Genomic DNA, 20,852 nt, shown 5'->3' on the forward strand with positions numbered 1-20,852 from the left:
ACGCATTTAATGCCTCAAGCCGAGGGCTCGGGGTCCGTCTTGCGGCCGAACAGCCGCTGGCGGAGCCGGTAGGCCGGCATGTTCAGCCGGGTCAGGGCGGCATCGACCGCAGCGTCCGAGAACCGGGTCCGCGGCCAGCGGTAAATCAGCGCGTAGGCAAACCAGATCACGACGAAGGTGACGAGGCCGGCGATCGACACGTCGGTGAAGAAGTGCCCGCCGAACGCCATGCGGAGCCCGCTGGTGACGAGACCGAACACCACGGCTGCCGCATGGGCGAGTGGCCGCCAGGCCGGCGGCGCCAGCGCGGCCGGCGCCAGCGTCCAGAACGCGGTCGCGCCCTCGCCCGAGAAGAACGAGCAGTTGCGTGCACAGTCGCCGCGCGGGTCCCACCACGGCACGAATTGCTGGTCGCCGGCGAACTGCGTCACCACCACCGGCCGCGGCCGGCCCCAATAGGTCTTGAAGGTGAGGTTGGTGAGAATGCCAGCCGACAGGATGATCGTGACCAGCAGGAACACGATCGCGCGCCCCGATACCATCAGCGGACGGTCGGGCCGGATCATCTTGACCACGAGCGCGACCAACGGCGGCAGCACGAACGCCCAGGCCACCCACATCGCAGCGTCACGCGCGAAGGCCGCCCAGCCGTTCAGCTTGAGCGGAAACGTCTTCGTATCAGGGTCGAAGAACAGCGCGGCGAGCTTGAGGTCCAGCTCGGGATAGAGGCCGAAAACGACGCCGATCACGAGCCACAGCGCGAGGGCGATGAAAAGTCCGGTACGGTTCATGGCGCGCGGTTTAGCGGAGTGGAGAGGGGATGAAAACCCCGGGCGAAGTGCCCATCCTCCCCTCGAGGGCAGGGCAAGAAATCACCGCGCCTCCGGCCTTGAGTTCGACGGCAGCGGCGGGGGCGGATTGCGCGGGGGCGGCGGATTGCGCCAGGCGCCGGCGTTGCGGCCGGCAATCATCCAGTAGACGACGCCCGCGACGATGCCGGCACCGGTCATGATCTCCAGGTGACGCCGCACGATGCCTTCGAACTGGAACGTGTCGGAGTGGAAGGGGACGAGGCCGAGATAACAGGCGAGCCCGACAAGGCCGCCACCGAGAGCATAAGCGAGCGCACTGCGGATGTAGAGCGCTTCGGTGATCGCGACGATCACCGCCGCCGGCACCAGCGCGAAGCCAGAGACGAAGATGAAGCCAAAGCCGAGCAGGATGTCGATCGTGCCCCGGTCGACGGGACCTGCGCCGAGATCGGCGAACTCCGGAAACAGCAGCGCGACGACCACGATCATACCGCCGACGAAGCAGGCGGCGAGAAAGCCGAAGAAGATGACGATGAGGCGACCGATCAGGGACATGACTTTAGCAGATTGTCGCTCGATGGCATCGCCACGCTATCAACCGTCCTGTCCGGGCTTGACCCGGCCATGACGAACCTTGAGGGCGTCGCCATGATCAATCCGTCATCGCCATGGCGCGCAGCGCCTCGCGTTCGCGGACGCTGAGCTTTTCGGTCTCCGATTTGAGCTGGCCGCAGGCGGCGAGGATGTCGCGGCCGCGCGGGGTGCGCACCGGCGAGGAATAGCCGGCATTGAAGATGTATTCGGAGAACTTCTCGATCTGGTCCCAGTCCGAGCATTCATAGGCCGTGCCGGGCCAGGGATTGAACGGAATCAGGTTGATCTTGGCGTGAATGCCCTTGAGCATCTTCACCAGCAGCTTGGCATCGTCGAGCAGAATCGTTGACGCCCTTGAGCATCACATATTCGAAGGTGATGCGGCGGGCGTTCGAGGCACCGGGATAGTCGCGGCAGGCCTGCAGCAGTTCCTTGATCGGATATTTGCGGTTGAGCGGCACCAGCTCGTTGCGCAATTCGTCGCGCACGGCATGCAGCGAGATCGCGAGCATGACGCCGATCTCCTCGCCGGCGCGCACGATGTTCGGCACCACGCCCGAGGTCGACAGCGTGATGCGACGGCGGGAGATGCCGATGCCTTCATTGTCGCCGACGATGAGCAACGCGTCGCGCACCGCGTCGAAATTGTAGAGCGGCTCGCCCATTCCCATCATCACGACATTGGTGACGCGGCGCGTACCGTCCTCGCGATCGGCCCAATCGTTGAGACGATCCCGCGCGACCATGATCTGACCCACGATCTCGCCCGCCGTGAGGTTGCGCACCAGCCGCTGCGTGCCGGTGTGGCAGAACGAACAGTTCAGCGTGCAGCCGACCTGCGAGGACACACACAGCGTGCCGCGATCGGTCTCGGGGATGTAGACGCACTCGACTTCATGCGCCTTCTGGACATTGTCGCCGCTCGGCAGCCGCAGCAGCCATTTGCGGGTGCCGTCGTTGGAGATCTGCTCGGCCACGACTTCGGGGCGGTCGACCGTGAAGTGCTGCGCGAGCTCGCCGCGAATGCCCTTCGAGACCGACGACATCTCGTCGAAATTCTGGGCCCCGCGGAAATACATCCAGTGCCACAGCTGCTGCACCCGCATCTTGCGCTGCGCCGGGGCGACGCCGATCTCGCCGAGGCGGTCGGCAAGCTCGGCGCGCGACAGGCCGACCAGCGACGGCTTGGCCGGCGGCACATAGGTTTCGAGCGGAGTCTTCTCCACCAGGATTGCGTTGTGCGGCTCGGTCGTCGGTTGCATTGGTTGCCTGAGATTGCTGCTGTTCGTCATGTCCGGGCTTGTTCCCGGCATCCACGTTCTTTTTCGCCCGTGGTTAGCACGTGGATGGCCGGGACATCTGGTACGAAGACGCGCTTCGCGCTTTAGCCCGGCCGAGACGGAAGAAAATCTGGAACCTGCCCTATATAGCAACCGAAACCGCCGATTGCGACCGTGATCCCGCGCGCAGCCTTAACGCCGGCAATCCTGCGAGATCCGGTCCAGCGCCTGGGCGAGACCCTTCAGCGAAAACGTATCGGTCGTCTCCGTGCCCTTGGCCGAAACGCCCTTGACCACGAGATCGGCGGATTTGCGCATGGCTTCGACCATGCGGTCCTCCTCGGCCGCGTTCTTGATCCAGAGCCCGTCGCCCTGCGTGTACATCGCGAAGGCGGCGCCGCCGACCTCGACCGACGATTCCGAGCCCGGCTTCAGCGCGTAGCCGATCATGACCGACACTTCATTGTTCACCTTCTCCGACGGCCGGGTCGAAACGAAGGCATAGGCGGGATCGCGCGGCCGGTTCGGCGGGTTGGTCTTCGAGGACGACGGCTTGGCCAGCGCAAAGCAGACTTTCTTGCCGTTGGGCGCGGCCGAATAGGCGCCCCAGGTGCCGAACTGGCCGATCAGGGTCGGCTCCGCGCCGCCCGCAACCGTCGCGGGCGGGGCCACCGGTTTGCTCTCGGGCTTTGCTGCCGATTTGGCCGTCGTATGGGCCGGCGCTGCTGCTTTCGGTGCAGCTTTGGGCGCCGGTTGCGCCGTCTGAGCCCGCGCGGAATCAGTGATTCCCCACGCCGTCACGCCAATCATCAAAGCCCAAAAAAGCGCCCGCCACATGCTGGAGTGGTTCCCTCAATATTGTGACTGGAAGATGGCTCGGTCGCGCGTTGTCCCCACAGCAGGGATAGCCGGGAAAGCCCAATTTGGGAAGGCAGTTAGCGGGTCAGCAGTTCGTCAGCCCTTGGATCGCGCGGCGCGCTGCTCGGACCATTGCGCGTCGGTCCAGCGCAACAGATCCTCGGCGCCGGAACTGCGCAAATGCGCGCCACCGTCGATCACCACCATCTCGCCATTGATGTAGCCGGCGCGGTCCGAAACCAGGAAACTGGCGAGGTCGGCGAGTTCGCCGTGCTCGCCGGTACGGCCCATCGGGTTACGCGCGGTCCAGCCTTCGTCGCGGCCCTCCGGGCGAAGCTGTCCAGATGCGCCGGCTGTCGGGAACGGACCCGGCGCGATCGCAACGGTGCGGATGCCCTTCGGACCCCACTCGACCGCGAGGCTCTTCGTCATCGCCAGCACCGCCGACTTCGCCATTGCCGACGGCACGGTGAAGGCGCGGCCGGTGATGGTCGAGGTCGAGAGGATCGAGAGCACGACGCCGTTGTGCCCGCCGTCGATCCAGCGCTTGCCGGCGGCGAGCGTGCAGTACATCGCGCCGTGCAGCGTCGGCGCGAGGATCGCGTCGGCCGCGCGGAAAGACAGGTGCTCGCTCTGCGCGATGAAGGTCGCCGCAGCATTGTTGACGAGGATATCGAGCGGCGCCTCGCGCCAGATCGTGTCCATCATGTTCTCGACCGCAGCCCCGTCGCGAACATCACAGGCGATGGTGGCGACCTTGCCGCCGGTCTGCGCGCGCATCTCGCTCGCCGTGGCCTCGAGCCGATCGAGTTTGCGACCGCAGATCACGAGTTCGGCGCCAAGCGCGAGAAACCGCGTTCCCATCGCCGCGCCGAGACCCGAGCCGCCGCCGGTGACGAGGATGCGCTTGTTCCTGAGCAGACCTGTTTCAAACATCGTTTGAATCCTTTCTTGTTGTTCTTGCTCCGTCATTGCGAGTTGGGACCGGCCTCGAGGGGCCGACGCGCGCTGAATGAAACTTTCAGCGCGTGGGCAAGTGCGGTATTTTGGGGGGCCGTCGGCAAAGAGGTCGATTGCTCTCTGGTGCGCGAGAGCCCGGTTGCGAGTTGGACCCGGGTTGCCTGGATGACCCACACTGGCGCGGAGGGGTATTTATGGCCCTGGAGCACGCTTCCTAGCATTCTTTTCTGACAGGCGCCTACGCCGCCGGCGCCACTGTTGAGGAGGAGAACATGGATATTTTGTACGAGAGGGTGGCGGGACTGGATGTGCACAGAGACACGGTCGTGGCCTGTGTACGGATCATGGCCGATGGCAAGGCGCAGCGGGAGTGCCGGACTTTTGCGGCCACGACGGAGCAGCTTGTTGAGCTGAGAAGGTGGCTGGAAGAAAGCAGGTGCACGCATGTGGCGATGGAGGCGACGGGCGTCTACTGGATGCCGGTGTTCCGGATTTTGGGCGAAGGCGCCTTCGAATTGATCGTCGCCAATGCGGCGCATATCAAGAATGTGCCGGGGCGCAAGACCGACATGAACGATGCGATGTGGATCGCCGATCTGTTGGCCTGCGGGCTGATCAAGGGCAGCTTCATTCCGGAGGAGAAGGTTCAGGAGCTGCGCGCGCTGACGCGGACGCGCAAGCAACTGGTTCGCGAGCAGACGCGGCACGTGCAGCGGATCGACAAGACGCTGGCGGAGGCCAACATCAAGCTCGGTTCAGTGATCTCCGACATCATGGGCGCGAGCGGGCGGCGGATCATCCAGGCGATGATCGAGGGCGTCCGGCAGCCGAACAAGCTGGCCGAGCTTGCCGGCAAGCAGATCAAGGCGTCGCCAAAGGAGCTTTACGACGCGTTGCATGGGCGCCTGACGGATCACCATCGCTTTCTGCTGGCGCTTCACCTGAAGCAACGGGATGGTCTGGATGAGACGATTCGCAAGCTTGATGTCGAAATCGCTCAGCGGATCGAGGCCATGGAAGCGGAGGCAGGTGGTGGCAAGACCCCCTTTCGCCACTTGATCGGATTGCTGACCACGATCCCTGGGATCAGCGCGGTGGCAGCGCCGGCAATTTTGTCCGAGATCGGTGCCGATATGAGCCGCTTCCAGACTGCCGGCCATCTCGTCGCCTGGTCGGGCCTTTGCCCCGGACAGAACGAGAGCGCTGGCAAGCGCAAATCCTCCCGCCTGCGCAAGGGGGCGCCATGGCTCAAGACGATGCTCGTTCAATGCGCCTGGGCCGCCAAGCGTTCAAAGAACAGTTACTACCGAGCGCAGTTCTTCCGCCTGCAGGCCAGACGCGGACCTCAAAAAGCCATCTGCGCTGTCGCCGCTTCGATCCTCACCGCCATCTACCACATCCTCAAAAATGGCACGGAGCACCACGACCTCGGCGCCGACTACTTCGACCGCCGGCCCACCGAGGTCAAGGCAAGCCGCTTGGTCGCGCGCCTCAAAAAGCTCGGCTTCACCGTCCAACTCCAGCAAACCGCGGAGGCCGCCTGACCCTAAATCACCAACTGTTTCTTCCTAGCGCAGCGAAGCAATCCAGAGTCCGTCCTGCGGAAATAGTCTGGATTGCTTCGCTTCGCTCGCAATGACGAGGATAGGCCGGCGTGTAGCCTTAGACAAAGAATCTGGATTGTCGCCCGTGCCTAAATCCGGCAGAAACGGGCCAACTATAATTCTGCCTCGAAACGCTTAGGTGTCACCATGAAAGCCATCCTCTGCTCGCAATATTGCCAGCCCGACGACCTCGTGCTCGCCGACATTCCGGATCCGGTGGCAGGCCCAGGCGAAGCGGTGATCGCGATCAAGGCGGCGGCGCTGAACTTCTTCGACATCCTGATGATTCAGGGCAAGTACCAGATCAAGCCGCCGTTCCCGTTCTCGCCGGCCGCCGAAGTCGCCGGCGTGATCGAGAGCGTCGGTCCCGGCGTGACCGAGGTGAAGGTCGGCGACCGCGTCGTCGCCTCCTGCGGCCACAACGGCGCGCGCGAGAAGATCGCGCTGCCGGCGGCGTCGATCGTGAAAATCCCCGACAATCTCGACTATGACCGCGCGGCCGGCATCATCATCATCTATGGCACCGCGCTGCATGCGCTGGAAGATCGCGCCAGTCCCAAGCCCGGCGAGACGCTCGCAGTGCTCGGCGCTGCCGGCGGCACCGGACTTGCCGCCTGCGAGCTCGGCAAGCTGATGGGCTTGAAAGTCATTGCCTGCGCCTCGTCGGACGAGAAGCTCGAATTCGCGAAAGCACATGGCGCCGAGCTGACTCTGAACTACGGCAAGGAAGATCTGAAGGAAGGCCTGCGCAAGCTCACCGGCGGCAAGGGCGTCGACATCATCTTCGATCCCGTGGGCGGCGCGTATGCCGAGCAGGCGCTGCGCTCGATCGCCTGGGAAGGGCGCTTCCTCGTGATCGGCTTTGCCGCCGGCGACATTCCGAAGATGCCGCTCAACCTCGCGCTCTTGAAGGGCTGCGACATCCGCGGCGTGTTCTGGGGCGCCTGGACCCGGCAGAATCCGGAGAAGAACCGCGCCAATCTCGAGAAGCTCGTGAAGTGGACCGCGGAAGGAAAGATTTCATCGCATGTCGACCGCACGTTCCCGCTGGCGCAGACCGCCGACGCGCTGAAGGTGCTGGCGGGTCGCCAGGCCATGGGCAAGGTGATCCTGCATCCGTAATCTGAAGCCGTGGCGAATGGTGTCGCGAGTTCGCCACCACACACTCAGCTGTCATCGCCCGGCTTGGCCGGGCGATTCAGTATTCCAGGGACAGTTGTTGTTGATTGAGAGGCCTCGGCGTACTGCATGCCCCGGTCAAGCCGGGGCATGACAGCGGTGGGTGTGGCCGCGAAGCGGCCAACAGCGCACTACGCGGCTTCCGCGTCCCCTTCCGAGACGTCCTCATCCACCCCGCGCTTCAGCGCGGCGCGGGCGGCTTCGCGGTGCTCCGACGTGATGTGGCTGGCGACCATGCGGAGCGCGGTGGCGAGCACGGCGGCGTCATCGGTGAAGCCGAGGATCGGCATCACGTCGGGGACGAAATCGAACGGCAGGATGAAATAGGCGATCGCACCCAGCAGCGACGCCTGGACATGACGCGGCGTCTGCCGATCGAATGCACAATAATAGGCAGCGAGCAGATCTTCCGCGAAGGGCAGGTGCGCGGCGACGCGCTTCAACTTGCGCCAGAAGCGGCGGCGAACGCTCTCGCGATCTTCCGCGAGCCGATCGGCCGGCTCGAAACCGACGCTGTGTTCGGCAGCCATGGTCCAAAACTCTCCATTGACCCGGCGTGGCCGGTGGCCGCATCCGGTGTCGATCACAACATGGGGATGCCACCGGTCTCCGCAAGATGTCAGCCGGATGTCAGCTTGCGGGTGTCCGCCTGGCGAAGGCGTCCATGGCTTTGGCGAGTTCGATGTCGCGCCTGGTGACGCCGCCGGCGTCATGGGTCGACAGCACCACTTCCACCGTCTTGTAGACGTTACGCCATTCGGGGTGATGGTCCATCTTCTCGGCGACCAGCGCCGCACGGGTCATGAAGCCGAAAGCCTCGTTGAAATCCTTGAAGACGAAGGTTTTCCCGATGGCGTCCCGGCCCTGGACTTCAGCCCAGCCCGGGATGGCGACCAGCGCCTGCTTGCGTGCGTCCGCCGTCAGCCGCTCTGCCATGATGGCCTCCATTTCTGGGGGAACTTTACCCTAACACCGTGCGTAGGGCCCGGGTTCAACCGGGATTTGCCCCATCCGCTAACCATGACGGAGATGTAACCCCGCCGGACAAGAAATTTGCTACAATTGCGGGCGTAAATCGCCGGCCAAGATGAAACTGAGCCTGAAGCGCCTGTTTGGGAGATCGATGACCGGGGGATTGGACCTGGCCGAAACGCCCGTCCCGACGTCGCCGCGATCCGCGGCGCGGCGGACCGCGCTCGTCTCGCTCGCATTGGTGCTCGCCATCATCGGCGCGATGACCGGCGGCTATTATTTCGCGATGCGGCCTGTGGCGCTGAAGATCGCGGTCGGTCCGGCCAACAGCGATGACCTCAAGGTGGTGCAGGCGCTGACGCAGGCGTTCGCTCAGAACAAGAGCTTCGTGCGGCTGCGGCCGATCCAGACCGACGGTGCCACCGCCAGTGCGGAGGCACTCGCGGAAGGCAAGGTCGATCTCGCCATCGTGCGAGGCGACGTCGACGTGCCAAAGAATGCGCAGGCGGTTGCGACCCTGCGCAAGAACGTCGTGGTGCTGTGGTCGGTGCCTGGCAAAGGCAAGAAGAAGGGCGCGAAGATCTCCAAGATCCCGCAACTCGCCGGCCATCGCGTCGGCGTGGTGGGCAAGACGCAGGCCAACGTCAATTTGCTCAAGGTGATCCTGCAGCAATACGGCGTCGACCCCGCCAAGGTCGAGATCATCCAGTTCCCGGCCAGTGAGGCCGCCGAGGCGATCAAGGCTCAGAAGGCCGATGCGTATCTCGCGGCAGGTCCGGTCAACAGCAAGATTACATCGGAGGCGATCGCGGCTTCCGCCAAGGATGGCGGCTCGCCGATCTTCCTCGCCATCGATTCCGCCGACGCCATCGCGCAGAACCATCCGATCTACGAAGCCTCGGAAATTCCCGCCGGCACCTATGGCGGCTCGCCCGCCCGGCCGGAGGATGAGGTCAAGACCATCAGCTTCGCGCACCACATCGTGGCGCGCAAAGGCGTACCCGAAACCACCATCGCGGCGTTCACGCGCCAGCTCTTTGCCGTGCGGCAGCAACTGGTGGCGGAATTCCCGCTGGCGGCGAAGATCGAGACGCCCGACACCGACAAGGATGCGGTGATCCCCGTGCATCCCGGCGCCGCCGCCTTCGTCGACGGCGAAGAAAAGACATTCCTCGACAAGTACAGCGATTACATCTGGTGGAGCCTGATGGCCCTCTCGGCCATGGGCTCGATCGGCGCGTGGTTCGCCGGTTACCTCAAGAAGGACGAGCGCGACAACAACAGTCACCTGCGCGAACGCCTGTTCGACATGATCGCGGCGGCGCGCAGGAGCGATACGACCGAAGATCTCGACCAGATGCAGACCGAAGCCGACGAGATCTTGCGCGACACGCTGCGCTGCTACGATCACGGCGCGATTGAGGAGGGTGCGCTCACAGCCTTCAACATCGTGCTGGACCAGTTCCACGCGGCCGTTGCCGATCGCAAGGCGGTGCTGTTCACGATGCCGCAGAACCCGCAGCGCACAGGCCCGCAATTCCGCGCCGCCGGCAACGCGTGACGGCTTGCGCGTAATTGCTGCGTCACACTGCCTCATTATAGCGTTTAGCTGGCTGCCGCCTCGGCGGCCGCTCCACGCGATATCGAGACCGCCTCCATGAAGATCAAATTCTCCCGCCGCCGCTTCCTCACCACCAGCGCCGGGGCACTTGGCGCGATCGCGATGCCGCATCTGTCGCGCGCGGCAGACCGGCCGGCGGTGACGCATGGCGTTCAGTCGGGCGATGTCACCGTCGATGGCGGCGTGGTGTGGGCGCGCACCGACAGACCCGCGCAGATGCTGGTCGACGTGGCGACGACCGAGTCGTTCAAGGACGCCCGCGCGCTGCCGCCGATCGCCGCGCTGCCCGAAAGCGACTTCACCGCAAAGATGCTCATCGAGAACCTGCCGGCCGGACAGGACATCTTCTACCGAATCCGCTTCCGCGACCTCTCGCACACCGCGGTCGAGGGCGAGCCGGTGATCGGCCGCTTCCGCACTGCGCCCGCCGACCGCCGCGATGTCAGCTTCGTCTGGGGCGGCGACGTTGCCGGACAAGGCTGGGGCATCAATCCGGATGACGGCGGCATGTTCACCTTCTCCGCGATGCGCAAGCATCGTCCGGATTTCTTCCTGCACTCCGGCGACACGATCTACGCCGACGGCCCGATTGCATCCGAGGTGAAGCTCGCCGACGGCAAGATCTGGAAGAACGTCACGATCCCGGAGAAGGCCAAGGTCGCCGAGACGCTGGACGAGTACCGCGCCGCGCACAAATACAATCTCACCGACGACAATCTGCGCGCCTTCAATGCCGACGTGCCGATCTTCGTGCAGTGGGACGACCACGAGGTGACCAACAACTGGTCGCTGTCGAAGGAGCTGCCGGCGACCTACAAGGAGCGCGACATCGCGCTGCTCGCCGCGCGCGGCGCCCGCGCCTTCCACGAGATGTATCCGATGCGCGAGAGCATCAATGAGCCGGGCCGCGTTTACCGCCAGATTTCCTACGGCCCGCATCTCGACGTGTTCATGCTCGACGAGCGCAGCTATCGCGGCCCGAACGGCCCCAATCTCGAAACCACTTACGGTCCCGCGAGCTATTTCCTCGGCCCGGACCAGATCGCCTGGCTCAAGCGCGGCTTGCTGAATTCGCGCGCGACATGGAAGGTGATCGCCTCCGACATGCCGCTCAGCCTCGTCGTCTCAGACACGCCGAAGGGCGGATCTGAAGCGTTGGCGCAGGGCGACGGCCCGGTGCGCGGCCGCGAGTTCGAGATCGCCGACCTCCTGCGCTTCATCAAGATGGCGCCGATCAGCAACACGGTATGGCTGACCGCGGACGTACACTACGCCGCCGCGCATTATTACGATCCCAACAAGGCGCAATTCCAGGATTTCGAGCCGTTCTGGGAGTTCGTCTCGGGCCCGCTGCATGCGGGCACGTTCGGCCCGAACGCGCTCGACAACACCTTTGGGCCTGAGGTGCGGTTCGTCAAAGCCCCAGGCAAGGACAACCAGAACCTGCCGCCGTCCGCCGGCATGCAGTTCTTCGGTCACGTCAAGATCGACGGCGCTTCGGGCCAGATGACGGTGACACTGCGCGACCGCGCCGACGTCGCGCTGTGGTCGACCACGCTCGATCCAAAATTGGCCTGAAGCTTCGAGGGAACCCGGCCGCTCGCAACGGGTGATCAGGCGCCGCGCGTGCGGAGCGCGGTCTCCAGGGCGTCACTCGAACAGGGCTTCTGCAGCCGCGATCGCGCCTTGAAGGGGGCCGGGATGCTGGTCTCGGCGCCGTAGCCAGTCACGAAGACGAAGGGAATTTGCGCCGCCGTCAACCGCTCGGCGACGGCAAAGCTCTTCTCGCGACCAAGCTCGACGTCGAGCAGCGCGAAGTCCGGCGCACGGGCCGCAATCGCGGCCAGCGCCTGCGCCACCGATCCCACGGTGCGCACACTCGTCACGCCAAATCCGAGCAGGCGATCCTCGAAATCGATCGCAATGATCGGATCGTCCTCGACGATGAGAACATCGGCGGGGACATCGGCCAAGCCGTCCGGGGAAGCAGGTATCATGATCCTGGCTATCGAGGTCTGCATCATTTTCCGATCAGGACAGCCTCGCTCCGACGCCCGAGACCGGCGCATCGGAGGGTTCCCGGAACGAAACTCACCACACAACAGTTTCCCCGTCTGTCCACTTGTGCACACAGCCGAAGAACGGAACTCGCTACTGTCGCAAGGAGAGCAGAGGATGACGATGGACGTGCGTACCAGCAAGACAACCGAGGTCGGCAGCCGTCCGGCCAACAATCTGCTGCGGCGTTTGAACCCGGCGGACTACGCGCTGCTCGCGCCGCATATCATCGTGGACGACACTGCGGCCAACGAGCTGCTCTACAGTCCCGGCGACGATGTCCAGGTCGTGCACTTTCCATGCGGACCGGCGCTCGCGACATTTCTCGTCCCCAATGAAGACGGCCGCGATGTCGAGACCATTCTTGTCGGCCGCGAAGGCGCGGTGGGCGGCATCGTCAGCGAAGGCTTTTTGCCGGCCTACACCCGCATCTGCGTGAAGTTCGGCGGGCCGTTTGCGCGCATCAACGTCGCCAAGCTGGAAGCGGCCAAGCTCCGCTCCCCGTCGCTGCGCAACATCTTCGCCCGCTACGCGGACTGCATGCTGGCGCAGATCTTCCAGTCCACCGCCTGCAACGCCATTCACTCGATCGAGCAGCGCACGGCGAAGTGGATCCTCGCGGCAATGGAACGGACCGGCGACGAGAGCAGCGTGCCGCTGACGCATGAGCAGCTCGCGACATTGCTCGGCGTCGGCCGCAGCTATGCCAGCCGCGTGCTGCAGTCGTTCAAGGCCGAGGGTGTGCTCGACACCCGGCGCGGTTCGATCCTGGTCCGCAACCACGATGGCCTGCGCCTGCGCGCCTGCCTCTGCAACGACGCCGTGAAGCTGCATTTCGAGGAAGTGCTGCGCGGGGTCTACCCGACGGAGGGAGCGGCCCCCAGCCCGGTATAGGGCTGATCGAGGTGCCCGTCCCCGGTGGAATGGCCGGTTTCGGACGGGTTTGCCCTTAAGTCCCGGGGATTCCCGGGCAAAATTCGATCAACCAACCCCGAAAGAACGCATTGTTTTTTGGCGGTTTTTGCCTATATTGCGCTGCAAACGTACAGGGTGCCCGGCTGATCTAGCCGAGCGGCCCTTTTGGGCGTAATAGGCCCCGTTTTCCACGTTTCAGCGTTGTCCGTGAAGAGGTCCCGGCTTGACCGGCGAGATCGCGCTTAACCCATTGTCCGACCGCAAAGAAGCTCACGCATGAACCTCCGCAACATCGCCATCATCGCCCACGTCGACCACGGCAAGACGACACTGGTCGACAAGCTGCTACAGCAATCCGGCACCTATCGCGACAACCAGCGCCAGGTTGAGCGCGCCATGGATTCCAACGATCTGGAACGCGAGCGCGGCATCACCATTCTGGCAAAATGCACCTCGGTGCAATGGAAAGACACCCAGATCAACATCGTCGACACCCCCGGCCACGCCGATTTCGGCGGCGAGGTCGAGCGCATCCTGTCGATGGTCGACGGCGTGATCGTGCTGGTCGACGCCGCTGAAGGCCCAATGCCACAGACCAAATTCGTGGTCGGCAAGGCGCTCAAGCTCGGCCTGAAGCCGATCGTCGCCATCAACAAGGTCGACCGCCCCGACGCGCGCATCTCCGAAGTCGTCAACGAGGTGTTCGACCTGTTCGCGGCGCTCGACGCCACCGACGAGCAGCTCGATTTCCCGATCCTCTACGGGTCGGGCAAGAACGGCTGGATGGCCGAATCGCCCGACGCCTCCCACGACGTCGGCATGCAGCCGCTGTTCGATCTCGTCATCAAGCACGTGGCGCCGCCGGTGGTCGAGGAAGGCCCGTTCCGGCTGCTCGGCACCATTCTCGAAGCCAACCCCTATCTCGGCCGCATCATCACCGGACGTATCGCGTCCGGCACCGTGAAGCCGAACCAGGCCGTGAAGGTGCTGTCGCGTGACGGCAAGCTGGTGGAAACCGGCCGCATCTCCAAGATTCTGGCGTTCCGCGGCCTTGAGCGTCAGCCGGTCGAGATCGCGGAAGCCGGCGACATCGTCGCCATCGCCGGCCTGCCCAAGGGCACCGTGGCCGACACCTTCTGCGATCCCACGGTCGAGACCCCGATCCAGGCCCAGCCGATCGATCCGCCGACGGTGTCGATGTCGTTCATCGTCAACAACTCACCGCTCGCCGGCACCGAAGGCGACAAGGTCACCAGCCGCCTGATCCGTGACCGTCTGCTGCGCGAGGCCGAGGGCAACGTCGCGCTGCGCGTGGTCGAAGCCCAGGACAAGGACGCGATGGAAGTGTCCGGCCGCGGCGAATTGCAGCTCGCGATCCTGATCGAGACCATGCGCCGCGAGGGCTTTGAGCTCTCCGTGTCGCGTCCGCGCGTCGTGTTCCAGAAGGACCCGGAGACCGGGCAGACCCTGGAGCCGATCGAGGAAGTCGTGATCGACGTCGACGAGGAGCACTCCGGCGTCGTCGTGCAGAAGATGAGCGAACGCAAGGCCGAGCTGATCGAGATGCGTCCGTCCGGCGGCAACCGCCTGCGGCTGGTGTTCTACTCGCCGACCCGTGGCCTGATCGGCTACCAGGGCGAGCTGATGACCGATACCAAGGGCACGGCGATCATGAACCGCCTGTTCCACAACTACCTGCCTTACAAGGGCGCGATCCAGGGCCGCCGCAACGGCGTGCTGATCTCCAACGACCAGGGCGAGGCGGTGGCCTATGCCATGTTCAAACTGGAAGACCGCGGCCCGATGATGATCGAGCCGGGCTGGAAGGTCTACAAGGGCATGATCGTCGGCGAGCACACCCGCGACAACGACCTCGAGATCAACGTGCTGAAGGGCAAGCAGCTCACCAACATCCGCACCACCTCGAAGGACGAAGCCGTCAGGCTGACCCCGCCGATCCGGATGACGCTGGAAAAGGCGCTGGCCTATATCGAGGACGACGAGCTGGTGGAGATCACCCCGAAGTCGATCCGCCTTCGCAAGAAGCACCTCGATCCGAACGAGCGCAAGCGCGCGGAGAAGTCCAAGGAAGCGGTGGCTTAAGCTGCGGTTCTCGCTCTCTGGATTCCCCGCGCAAGCCGGGAATCCAGTACGCCGCGGCCTCTCGCTTCTATAGTAACTGCCTCTGGATACTGGATCGCCCGCCCCAGTGTGCAAAAGCGCACAAGGCGGGCGCTGACAGTTCGCCTTGTGGTGACTTCAGCACTCTCCGCGAACGTGCTAGAGCCCGCCCATGGGCTCCCTCCCGTCATCCGTTGACGTCGCCATCATCGGCGCCGGTGCCGCCGGCCTCGGCGCAGCGCATGCGCTGCGAGACACCGGCCTCTCCGTGATCGTGCTGGAGGCGCGCGACCGTCTCGGCGGCCGGGCCTGGACCGTACAGGCCTCTCCGGAAGTCACTTTCGACGTCGGCTGCGGCTGGCTACACTCGGCCGACAAGAACTCCTTCGTCGCGATCGCGCGCGAGCTTGATTTCGAGATCAACAAGGACCTGCCGCCCTGGCGTGAGCGCGCTTTCGGCAATGCGTTTCCGAAAGGCGAGCGCGACGATTTCATGCGCGCCATGGACGCCTTCTATCAGCGTCTCTGGCAGACCGCGCAAAAGGGCATGGACGAGCCCGCGAGCCGGAGCCTGGAGCCCGGCAATCGCTGGAATCCGATGATCGACGCGGTCTCCACCTACATCAACGGCTGCGAACTGAAGGACATGTCGACGCTGGACTGGGACGCCTATGAGGACACCGACCTCAACTGGCGCGTCCGCCGCGGCTACGGCGCGCTTGTTACGGCCTATGGCGCACGCTGCCCGGTGGCGCTCAACTGCAACGTCACGCTGATCGATCATTCTGGCCAGCGCGTCCGTCTCGAGACATCGCAAGGCACGCTCGCGGCCAACAAGGTGATCGTCACGGTGCCCACGAATCTCATTGCGGGAGAGGCAATCCGCTTTTCGCCGCCACTGCCCGCCAAGGTCGACGCGGCGGCCGGCCTACCGCTCGGCGTCGACGACAAGGTGACGCTGGCGCTCAGCGACGCCGAGGCTTTCCCGAAAGAAGGAAACCTGCGCGGTGCCACCATGCGCACCGAGATGGGCACCTATCACATCCGCCCGTTCGGCCAGCCCTGCATCGAAGGCTTTTTCGGCGGAAGTTTTGCCCGCCAACTCGAAGACGCCGGCGAAGGCGCCATCGCGGCACACAGCATCGACGAGATCGCCGGCTTTCTCGGCAACGACATCCGCCGCAAGCTGAAGCCGCTCTACGAGTCACGCTGGGCCCATGATCCGTTTGCGAGAGGCTCGTATTCGCACGCGCTGCCCGGGCATGCGGGGAATCGCGCGGTGCTGGCTGCGCCGGTGGAGGGGCGATTGTTCTTCGCGGGAGAAGCGACGTCGCCGAATTTTTTCACGACGGCGCATGGGGCGAAGGATAGCGGGGAGCGGGCGGCACAGGAAGTGCTCGCCGCTCTGAGCAGGCCGTAGCCACACACTCCGTCATTGCGAGTGCAGCGCTCGCAATGGCGGGTTACTCGATCACTCGCGCCCGCAAATCTGCATCGGGAATGAGGCACGCATCGTACTTTCCAAAGATGCGGTAGCGGTTGCGCGCGATGAGGCTGTAGACGGGGTCCCGCAGCGATTTTGGCACGGCGAACAGCGTGCGTACCCAACCCCAACCGGGGAGCTGCGACAACACCGTCAGCGCAGCGTCCGACTTCATGTACACCTCGCCGCCATGGACCACGGCATTGGTGTCGGGGTCATCGGGATCGATACCGAGATTGCGCGCGAGCTTCGCGCCGTAGTCCGACTGGATCGGCGTGAAACGAAACTGCTTGGCTTTATCGCGCTTCGCGACGAACCGAACCCAGCGCGAGCAGAAGATGCAGACACCGTCGAACAGGATCACGTCATCGTCGGGCCATTTTGGCATCACGGCTTGTTCGACCTCGCAGACGTGGCTTGGCTAAGAGCGGCGTCGAGCGCGCCGGTGGCGGCTTTGACGCCGGCCTCGAGTTCGATCATCCAATGGCCTTCGCTGCCCGCGGCTGGGAGCGTACGGAAATCGACCTTGCCGCCAGCGCTGCGAAACGCATCCGCCAATTTTTGCGAAAACACCGGCGCAAAATAACTGTCATTGGCCGCAACGAGCCATGTGACCGGAATGCGCGCCGCCTTGCCGAACCCGGCCGCGGCCGCAAGCAGCGTTTGCGGCGCGCAGATCCGGTTTGCTTCATCATTGGCATGGCCGCCGCGCCCCGGCGCAAACGCGATGATCGCGGAGATCATCTTTGGATCGGCGCCGGCCAGCGCCAGCGCGCCCCAGCCGCCGGCGGAATGGCCGATCACGACGGCGGCATCCTTGCGAACAAAATCCTGCTTTTGCAAAAACTCCAGTGCGCGCGAAATCGCGTCGGCGGTGGCGCGCGCAGAACGCGCATAATCCGCGTCGTCGCAGCCGCCCTGGTCCTCGACATAGCGCCCGCCGGTTGCGCCATGGCCGAGCCGCTCCGGCACCAGCACGGCGAAGCCGCGCGTGACCAGAAACGCCGCAAGCGCACGGTATTCCGGCTGCGGCATTTGCGCGCGACGGAGCACGTTCTGCGTCGTGGCATGCGCGATGACCGCGAGCCGAAACGGACCCGTGCCGGGCGGTCGGAACAGCAGCGCATGCGCGGCGGTGTCGGCATCAGGTGACGGCACACGCCACTCTTGCCGGCGAAACGGTTCGCCCTCCGCTCCCGATGACCCAAGCGTGACCTGTGCGCACAGAGGCGGCGCATTCAGCAGGAACAGCAGAGGCAGGAGTGGAAGTGCGTTGAAGAGCCGCATGAATTGCCGAAGGGCGAATATGGACGCGACATCCAGACTAGTCGGAACGAATCATTCCGGGCGGACTTTCTGCGTCGTCATCGCCGTTCATTCGTTGCGGCAAGGCCGTTTTGGACCGACGCATGGCAGGCCGGTACCATTCGAAATGGCGCCTTGTCTTTTTTCGGTACACAAAGACCAGAGACTGATGCAGAAAGTCCACAGGTTAACCGATAATTAACGATAGGTCTTGCCGCCGGCGCGGCGACTTGGTTTGATCACGCCCATGAGCACAACCCTGATCGAGGTCCGGCCGGCCAAAGCTGCAGATGCAACTGCGGTGGCGTCCACCCATGACGAAGCCTGGCGTTCCGCCTATCAGGGCATCATTCCCGGCGGGGAGCTGGAGAAGCTGATCAATCGCCGCGGTCCGCAGTGGTGGGACAGCGCCATCCGCAAGGGCAGCCGCGTCAGCGTGCTCGTATTCGGAGACAAGATCGCCGGCTACGCCAATTACGGCCGCAACCGCGCCCGCAGCCTGCATTTCGACGGCGAGATCTACGAGCTGTACTTGCGTCCCGAATTTCAGGGCCTCGGCTTCGGCCGTCGTCTGTTCACCGCCGCGCGCCGCGACCTGATGCAGAGCGGCCTCAAGAGCATGGTGGTGTGGGCGCTCTCGGACAACGATCCCGCCACCGAGTTTTATCGGGCGCTGGGCGGCCGCATGGTGGCGCGCTCGTCGGAGCGGTTCGGGACGAAGCCGCTCGACAAGGTTGCCTTCGCCTGGACCAATTGAGCTGCTGAAACTCTGGCCGGCAGCGTTCCCCATCTGTCGACACCGTTGCCTCTTGAGCCGGTGATCGCCGGATTCATTATTTCACAAAAACGCGATGGATCGGCGGGCCAAGCCCGCGTATGACAGCGCCAAAATCGCTGCCGGGCGCGATTTAACCTCGGCAACAACGGAGCCTTGAATGCGTATCGATGCGGTCTCGATCGGGAAAAATGTCCCCCACGACGTCAACGTGATCATCGAAGTCCCCGTGGGCGGCGAACCGATCAAATACGAGATGGACAAGGAAGCCGGTACGCTGGTGGTCGACCGCTTCCTCTACACGCCGATGCGTTACCCCGGTAACTACGGCTTCATCCCGCACACGCTGTCCGATGACGGCGACCCCTGCGACGTGCTGATCATCAACACCCGCGCCATCATTCCCGGCGCCGTCATGAGCGTGCGCCCGGTCGGCGTGCTGTTCATGGAGGACGAAGCCGGCGGCGACGAGAAGATCCTGGCGGTGCCGTCGTCGAAGCTGACGCAGCGCTACGACAAGGTGAAGTCGTACTCCGATCTGCCCGACATCACGCTGCAGCAGATCCAGCATTTCTTCGAGCACTACAAGGATCTCGAGCCAGGCAAGTGGGTCAAGATCCTGCGCTGGGGCGGCCCGGAAGACGCGCAGAAGCTGATCCTCGAAGGCATCGAGCGCGAGAAGAAAAAGAAGGGCTGAGGCCTGCTTCCTCGCCCCGCTTGCGGGGCGAGGGGAAAAACCTACACCGTCGGCTTCGGCAGCCCGGCGATCGCGCAGGCCGCGCGCAGCGTATTCACCAGCAGGCACGCCACGGTCATCTGGCCGACGCCGCCCGGCACCGGCGTGATCGCGCCGGCGACAGCGAGTGCTTCCTGATAGGCGACGTCGCCGACGAGGCGGGTCTTGCCATCCTCCTTCGGAATCCGGTTGATGCCGATGTCGATCACGGTCGCGCCCGGCTTCAGCCAGTCGCCACGCACCATCTCCGGCTTGCCGACAGCGGCATAGACGAGGTCGGCGCGCTTCACGAGCCCGGGCAGATCGCGTGAACGCGAATGCGCGATGGTCACCGTGGCGTTCTCGTTCAGCAGCAATTGCACCAAGGGGCGGCCGACCAGATTGGAGCGGCCGATGACGATCGCGTTCATGCCTTCGAGCGAAGCGTGAACGCTCTTGGTCAGGATGATCGAGCCGAGCGGCGTGCAGGGTGACAGCGCCTCGAAGCCGCCCGCCAGCCGGCCGGCGTTGTTCGGATGCAGGCCATCGACATCCTTGGCGGGGTCGATGGCGTTGATGACGGCCTCGGTGTTCAGCCCCTTCGGCAGCGGCAACTGCACCAGGATGCCGTGCACGGCGGGATCACGGTTGAGCTTTGCAACGAGGGCCAGCAGGTCGGCCTGCGATACGTCGGCCGGCAGCTTGTGCTCGAACGAGGCCATACCCGCGGCCTGGGTCTGGGTGTGCTTGGAGCGGACATAGACCTCGCTGGCGGGATCATTGCCGACCAGGACCACCGCCAGACCCGGCACCAGATTGTGCTCGCGGTTGACGCGGGCGACCTCGTCGGCGACGCGGCCACGGAGCTCCGCGGCAATGACTTTTCCATCGATGATCTTGGCGGCCATGGCGGTTCCCTCAGTCGGTCGATTTGGCTGATGCGAGCTGGCGCAGGGCTTCGCCGAGCCGCGCCGGATCTCCGTCGACCGCGATCTGCTTCAGCCGCGATGTCGCTCCGGATAGCAGTCTTACAGCGGCCTTGGGCACGCCAAGCGATTTCGCCAGCAGCACCAGAACGGCCTTGTTGGCCTCGCCGCCATCGGCGATTGCGCGCACCCGCACCTTGAGCACGCTGCGGCCGTCGGCCAACTGCTCGATCCCGTCGATGGCGTCCCGGCCGCCGCGCGGCGTCACCCGCAGCGCGATGCTGATTCCTGAGGCCGCATAGCGCCAGGGCTCCTTGAAAGCTTCTTTCGCAACCAAGGCGCTCCCGCCTGCTTAGATCACGTTCGGGTAGATGTAATACAGGATCACCCGCTCGATGAACATGATGAGCAGGATCAGGATGATCGGCGAGATGTCGAGGCCGCCGAGGCTGGGCAGGAAGTTGCGAATCGGCGCCAGCACCGGCTCGGTGATCCGGTACAGGAACTCCGCCACCGCCGAAACGAACTGGTTGCGGGTGTTCACCACGTTGAAGGCGATCAGCCAGGACAGGATCGCGGAGGCGATCAGCAGCCAGACATAGAGGTCGAGCACGATGATGACGATGTCGAGAACGGCACGCATGATTTTTGCAGACTCTGGCTTTTGAAAACTC

Annotated in this window: 21 protein-coding genes and 1 pseudogene; 9 read left to right on the forward strand and 13 right to left on the reverse strand. The window is 64.4% G+C overall.

What is annotated here, in order from left to right; translation table 11 throughout:
* Positions 1–14: 14 nt before the first annotated feature.
* The 5 genes and pseudogenes from ACQ86E_RS13160 to ACQ86E_RS13180 form a co-directional block, all read right to left on the reverse strand.
* Positions 15–791 carry a phosphatase PAP2 family protein gene (locus tag ACQ86E_RS13160; RefSeq protein ID WP_431205745.1) on the reverse strand — a complete coding sequence of 259 codons (777 nt, stop codon included), beginning with the start codon at positions 789–791 and terminating at the stop codon, positions 15–17.
* Positions 792–872: 81 nt separating this feature from the next.
* Complete coding sequence (locus ACQ86E_RS13165) at positions 873–1,367, reverse strand: hypothetical protein (protein ID WP_431205746.1); 495 nt, start codon at positions 1,365–1,367, stop codon at positions 873–875.
* A gap of 97 nt (positions 1,368–1,464) precedes the next feature.
* Positions 1,465–2,668: pseudogene (rlmN, locus tag ACQ86E_RS13170) on the reverse strand (23S rRNA (adenine(2503)-C(2))-methyltransferase RlmN).
* Positions 2,669–2,878: 210 nt separating this feature from the next.
* Complete coding sequence (locus tag ACQ86E_RS13175) at positions 2,879–3,523, reverse strand: invasion associated locus B family protein (protein ID WP_431205747.1); 645 nt, start codon at positions 3,521–3,523, stop codon at positions 2,879–2,881.
* 117 nt (positions 3,524–3,640) lie between these two features.
* A complete protein-coding gene (locus ACQ86E_RS13180) occupies positions 3,641–4,480 on the reverse strand; it encodes an SDR family oxidoreductase (RefSeq protein WP_431205748.1) in 840 nt (279 codons plus the stop codon).
* Positions 4,481–4,776: 296 nt separating this feature from the next.
* On the opposite strand from ACQ86E_RS13180, the gene ACQ86E_RS13185 reads away from it, so the two are divergent.
* Positions 4,777–6,048, forward strand: coding sequence for an IS110 family transposase (locus ACQ86E_RS13185; RefSeq protein WP_431205749.1), 1,272 nt, complete (start codon positions 4,777–4,779; stop codon positions 6,046–6,048).
* Positions 6,049–6,255: 207 nt separating this feature from the next.
* Positions 6,256–7,230 (forward strand): NADPH:quinone oxidoreductase family protein, encoded by a 975-nt coding sequence (locus tag ACQ86E_RS13190; RefSeq protein ID WP_431205750.1) that lies wholly within the window; start codon positions 6,256–6,258, stop codon positions 7,228–7,230.
* A gap of 188 nt (positions 7,231–7,418) precedes the next feature.
* On the opposite strand, the gene ACQ86E_RS13195 is transcribed toward ACQ86E_RS13190, so the two are convergent.
* Both ACQ86E_RS13195 and ACQ86E_RS13200 read right to left on the reverse strand, forming a co-directional pair.
* The gene (locus ACQ86E_RS13195) at positions 7,419–7,817 is read right to left on the reverse strand and encodes a YkvA family protein (RefSeq protein ID WP_431205751.1); all 399 of its coding nucleotides are present in this window, start codon (positions 7,815–7,817) and stop codon (positions 7,419–7,421) included.
* A 100-nt stretch (positions 7,818–7,917) separates the two neighbouring features.
* Positions 7,918–8,223 (reverse strand): 4a-hydroxytetrahydrobiopterin dehydratase, encoded by a 306-nt coding sequence (locus tag ACQ86E_RS13200; RefSeq protein ID WP_431205752.1) that lies wholly within the window; start codon positions 8,221–8,223, stop codon positions 7,918–7,920.
* 151 nt (positions 8,224–8,374) lie between these two features.
* Here ACQ86E_RS13200 and ACQ86E_RS13205 point away from each other — a divergent pair, with 151 nt between their 5' ends.
* Together ACQ86E_RS13205 and ACQ86E_RS13210 are read left to right on the forward strand one after the other, a co-directional pair.
* Positions 8,375–9,820 carry a TAXI family TRAP transporter solute-binding subunit gene (locus ACQ86E_RS13205; RefSeq protein WP_431205753.1) on the forward strand — a complete coding sequence of 482 codons (1,446 nt, stop codon included), beginning with the start codon at positions 8,375–8,377 and terminating at the stop codon, positions 9,818–9,820.
* A gap of 96 nt (positions 9,821–9,916) precedes the next feature.
* Entirely contained in the window at positions 9,917–11,458 is a 1,542-nt protein-coding gene (locus tag ACQ86E_RS13210) for an alkaline phosphatase D family protein (RefSeq protein ID WP_431205754.1), read from the forward strand.
* A gap of 35 nt (positions 11,459–11,493) precedes the next feature.
* On the opposite strand, the gene ACQ86E_RS13215 is transcribed toward ACQ86E_RS13210, so the two are convergent.
* Positions 11,494–11,877, reverse strand: a complete 384-nt coding sequence (locus tag ACQ86E_RS13215; protein ID WP_431205755.1) for a response regulator — start codon at positions 11,875–11,877, stop codon at positions 11,494–11,496.
* Between the two features lie 184 nt (positions 11,878–12,061).
* Here ACQ86E_RS13215 and ACQ86E_RS13220 point away from each other — a divergent pair, with 184 nt between their 5' ends.
* The 3 genes from ACQ86E_RS13220 to ACQ86E_RS13230 all read left to right on the forward strand — a co-directional run bounded on the left by ACQ86E_RS13220 (position 12,062) and on the right by ACQ86E_RS13230 (position 16,394).
* Positions 12,062–12,832 (forward strand): Crp/Fnr family transcriptional regulator, encoded by a 771-nt coding sequence (locus ACQ86E_RS13220; protein WP_431206465.1) that lies wholly within the window; start codon positions 12,062–12,064, stop codon positions 12,830–12,832.
* Positions 12,833–13,129: 297 nt separating this feature from the next.
* On the forward strand, positions 13,130–14,956 hold the full coding sequence (typA, locus tag ACQ86E_RS13225) for a translational GTPase TypA (RefSeq protein WP_431205756.1): 1,827 nt from the start codon (positions 13,130–13,132) through the stop codon (positions 14,954–14,956).
* A gap of 190 nt (positions 14,957–15,146) precedes the next feature.
* Positions 15,147–16,394, forward strand: coding sequence for a flavin monoamine oxidase family protein (locus tag ACQ86E_RS13230; RefSeq protein WP_431205757.1), 1,248 nt, complete (start codon positions 15,147–15,149; stop codon positions 16,392–16,394).
* 43 nt (positions 16,395–16,437) lie between these two features.
* Here the strand turns inward: ACQ86E_RS13230 and ACQ86E_RS13235 are convergent, their stop codons facing one another.
* Together ACQ86E_RS13235 and ACQ86E_RS13240 are read right to left on the reverse strand one after the other, a co-directional pair.
* Positions 16,438–16,845: a thiol-disulfide oxidoreductase DCC family protein gene (locus ACQ86E_RS13235; protein WP_431205758.1), complete on the reverse strand. Its 408-nt coding sequence runs from the start codon at positions 16,843–16,845 to the stop codon at positions 16,438–16,440.
* Positions 16,845–17,744: an alpha/beta hydrolase family protein gene (locus tag ACQ86E_RS13240; protein ID WP_431205759.1), complete on the reverse strand. Its 900-nt coding sequence runs from the start codon at positions 17,742–17,744 to the stop codon at positions 16,845–16,847. The genes ACQ86E_RS13235 and ACQ86E_RS13240 overlap by 1 nt, the downstream gene beginning before the upstream one ends.
* 265 nt (positions 17,745–18,009) lie before the next feature.
* On the opposite strand from ACQ86E_RS13240, the gene ACQ86E_RS13245 reads away from it, so the two are divergent.
* Both ACQ86E_RS13245 and ppa read left to right on the forward strand, forming a co-directional pair.
* Positions 18,010–18,519: a GNAT family N-acetyltransferase gene (locus tag ACQ86E_RS13245; RefSeq protein WP_431205760.1), complete on the forward strand. Its 510-nt coding sequence runs from the start codon at positions 18,010–18,012 to the stop codon at positions 18,517–18,519.
* A gap of 178 nt (positions 18,520–18,697) precedes the next feature.
* Positions 18,698–19,234: an inorganic diphosphatase gene (gene ppa, locus ACQ86E_RS13250; RefSeq protein ID WP_014438919.1), complete on the forward strand. Its 537-nt coding sequence runs from the start codon at positions 18,698–18,700 to the stop codon at positions 19,232–19,234.
* 41 nt (positions 19,235–19,275) lie between these two features.
* Here the strand turns inward: ppa and folD are convergent, their stop codons facing one another.
* Genes folD through ACQ86E_RS13265 form a run of 3 tightly spaced genes read right to left on the reverse strand, consistent with a single transcriptional unit; the run spans position 19,276 to position 20,821 of the window.
* Positions 19,276–20,160, reverse strand: a complete 885-nt coding sequence (gene folD / locus ACQ86E_RS13255) for a bifunctional methylenetetrahydrofolate dehydrogenase/methenyltetrahydrofolate cyclohydrolase FolD (protein WP_431205761.1) — start codon at positions 20,158–20,160, stop codon at positions 19,276–19,278.
* Between the two features lie 10 nt (positions 20,161–20,170).
* The gene (locus tag ACQ86E_RS13260) at positions 20,171–20,515 is read right to left on the reverse strand and encodes a DUF167 domain-containing protein (RefSeq protein WP_431205762.1); all 345 of its coding nucleotides are present in this window, start codon (positions 20,513–20,515) and stop codon (positions 20,171–20,173) included.
* Between the two features lie 15 nt (positions 20,516–20,530).
* Positions 20,531–20,821: a YggT family protein gene (locus ACQ86E_RS13265; protein WP_007598721.1), complete on the reverse strand. Its 291-nt coding sequence runs from the start codon at positions 20,819–20,821 to the stop codon at positions 20,531–20,533.
* Between the last annotated feature and the right edge of the window lie 31 nt (positions 20,822–20,852).

It is taken from the genome of Bradyrhizobium betae, from assembly GCF_050632175.1.
GTDB classification, from domain to species: domain Bacteria; phylum Pseudomonadota; class Alphaproteobacteria; order Rhizobiales; family Xanthobacteraceae; genus Bradyrhizobium; species Bradyrhizobium betae_B.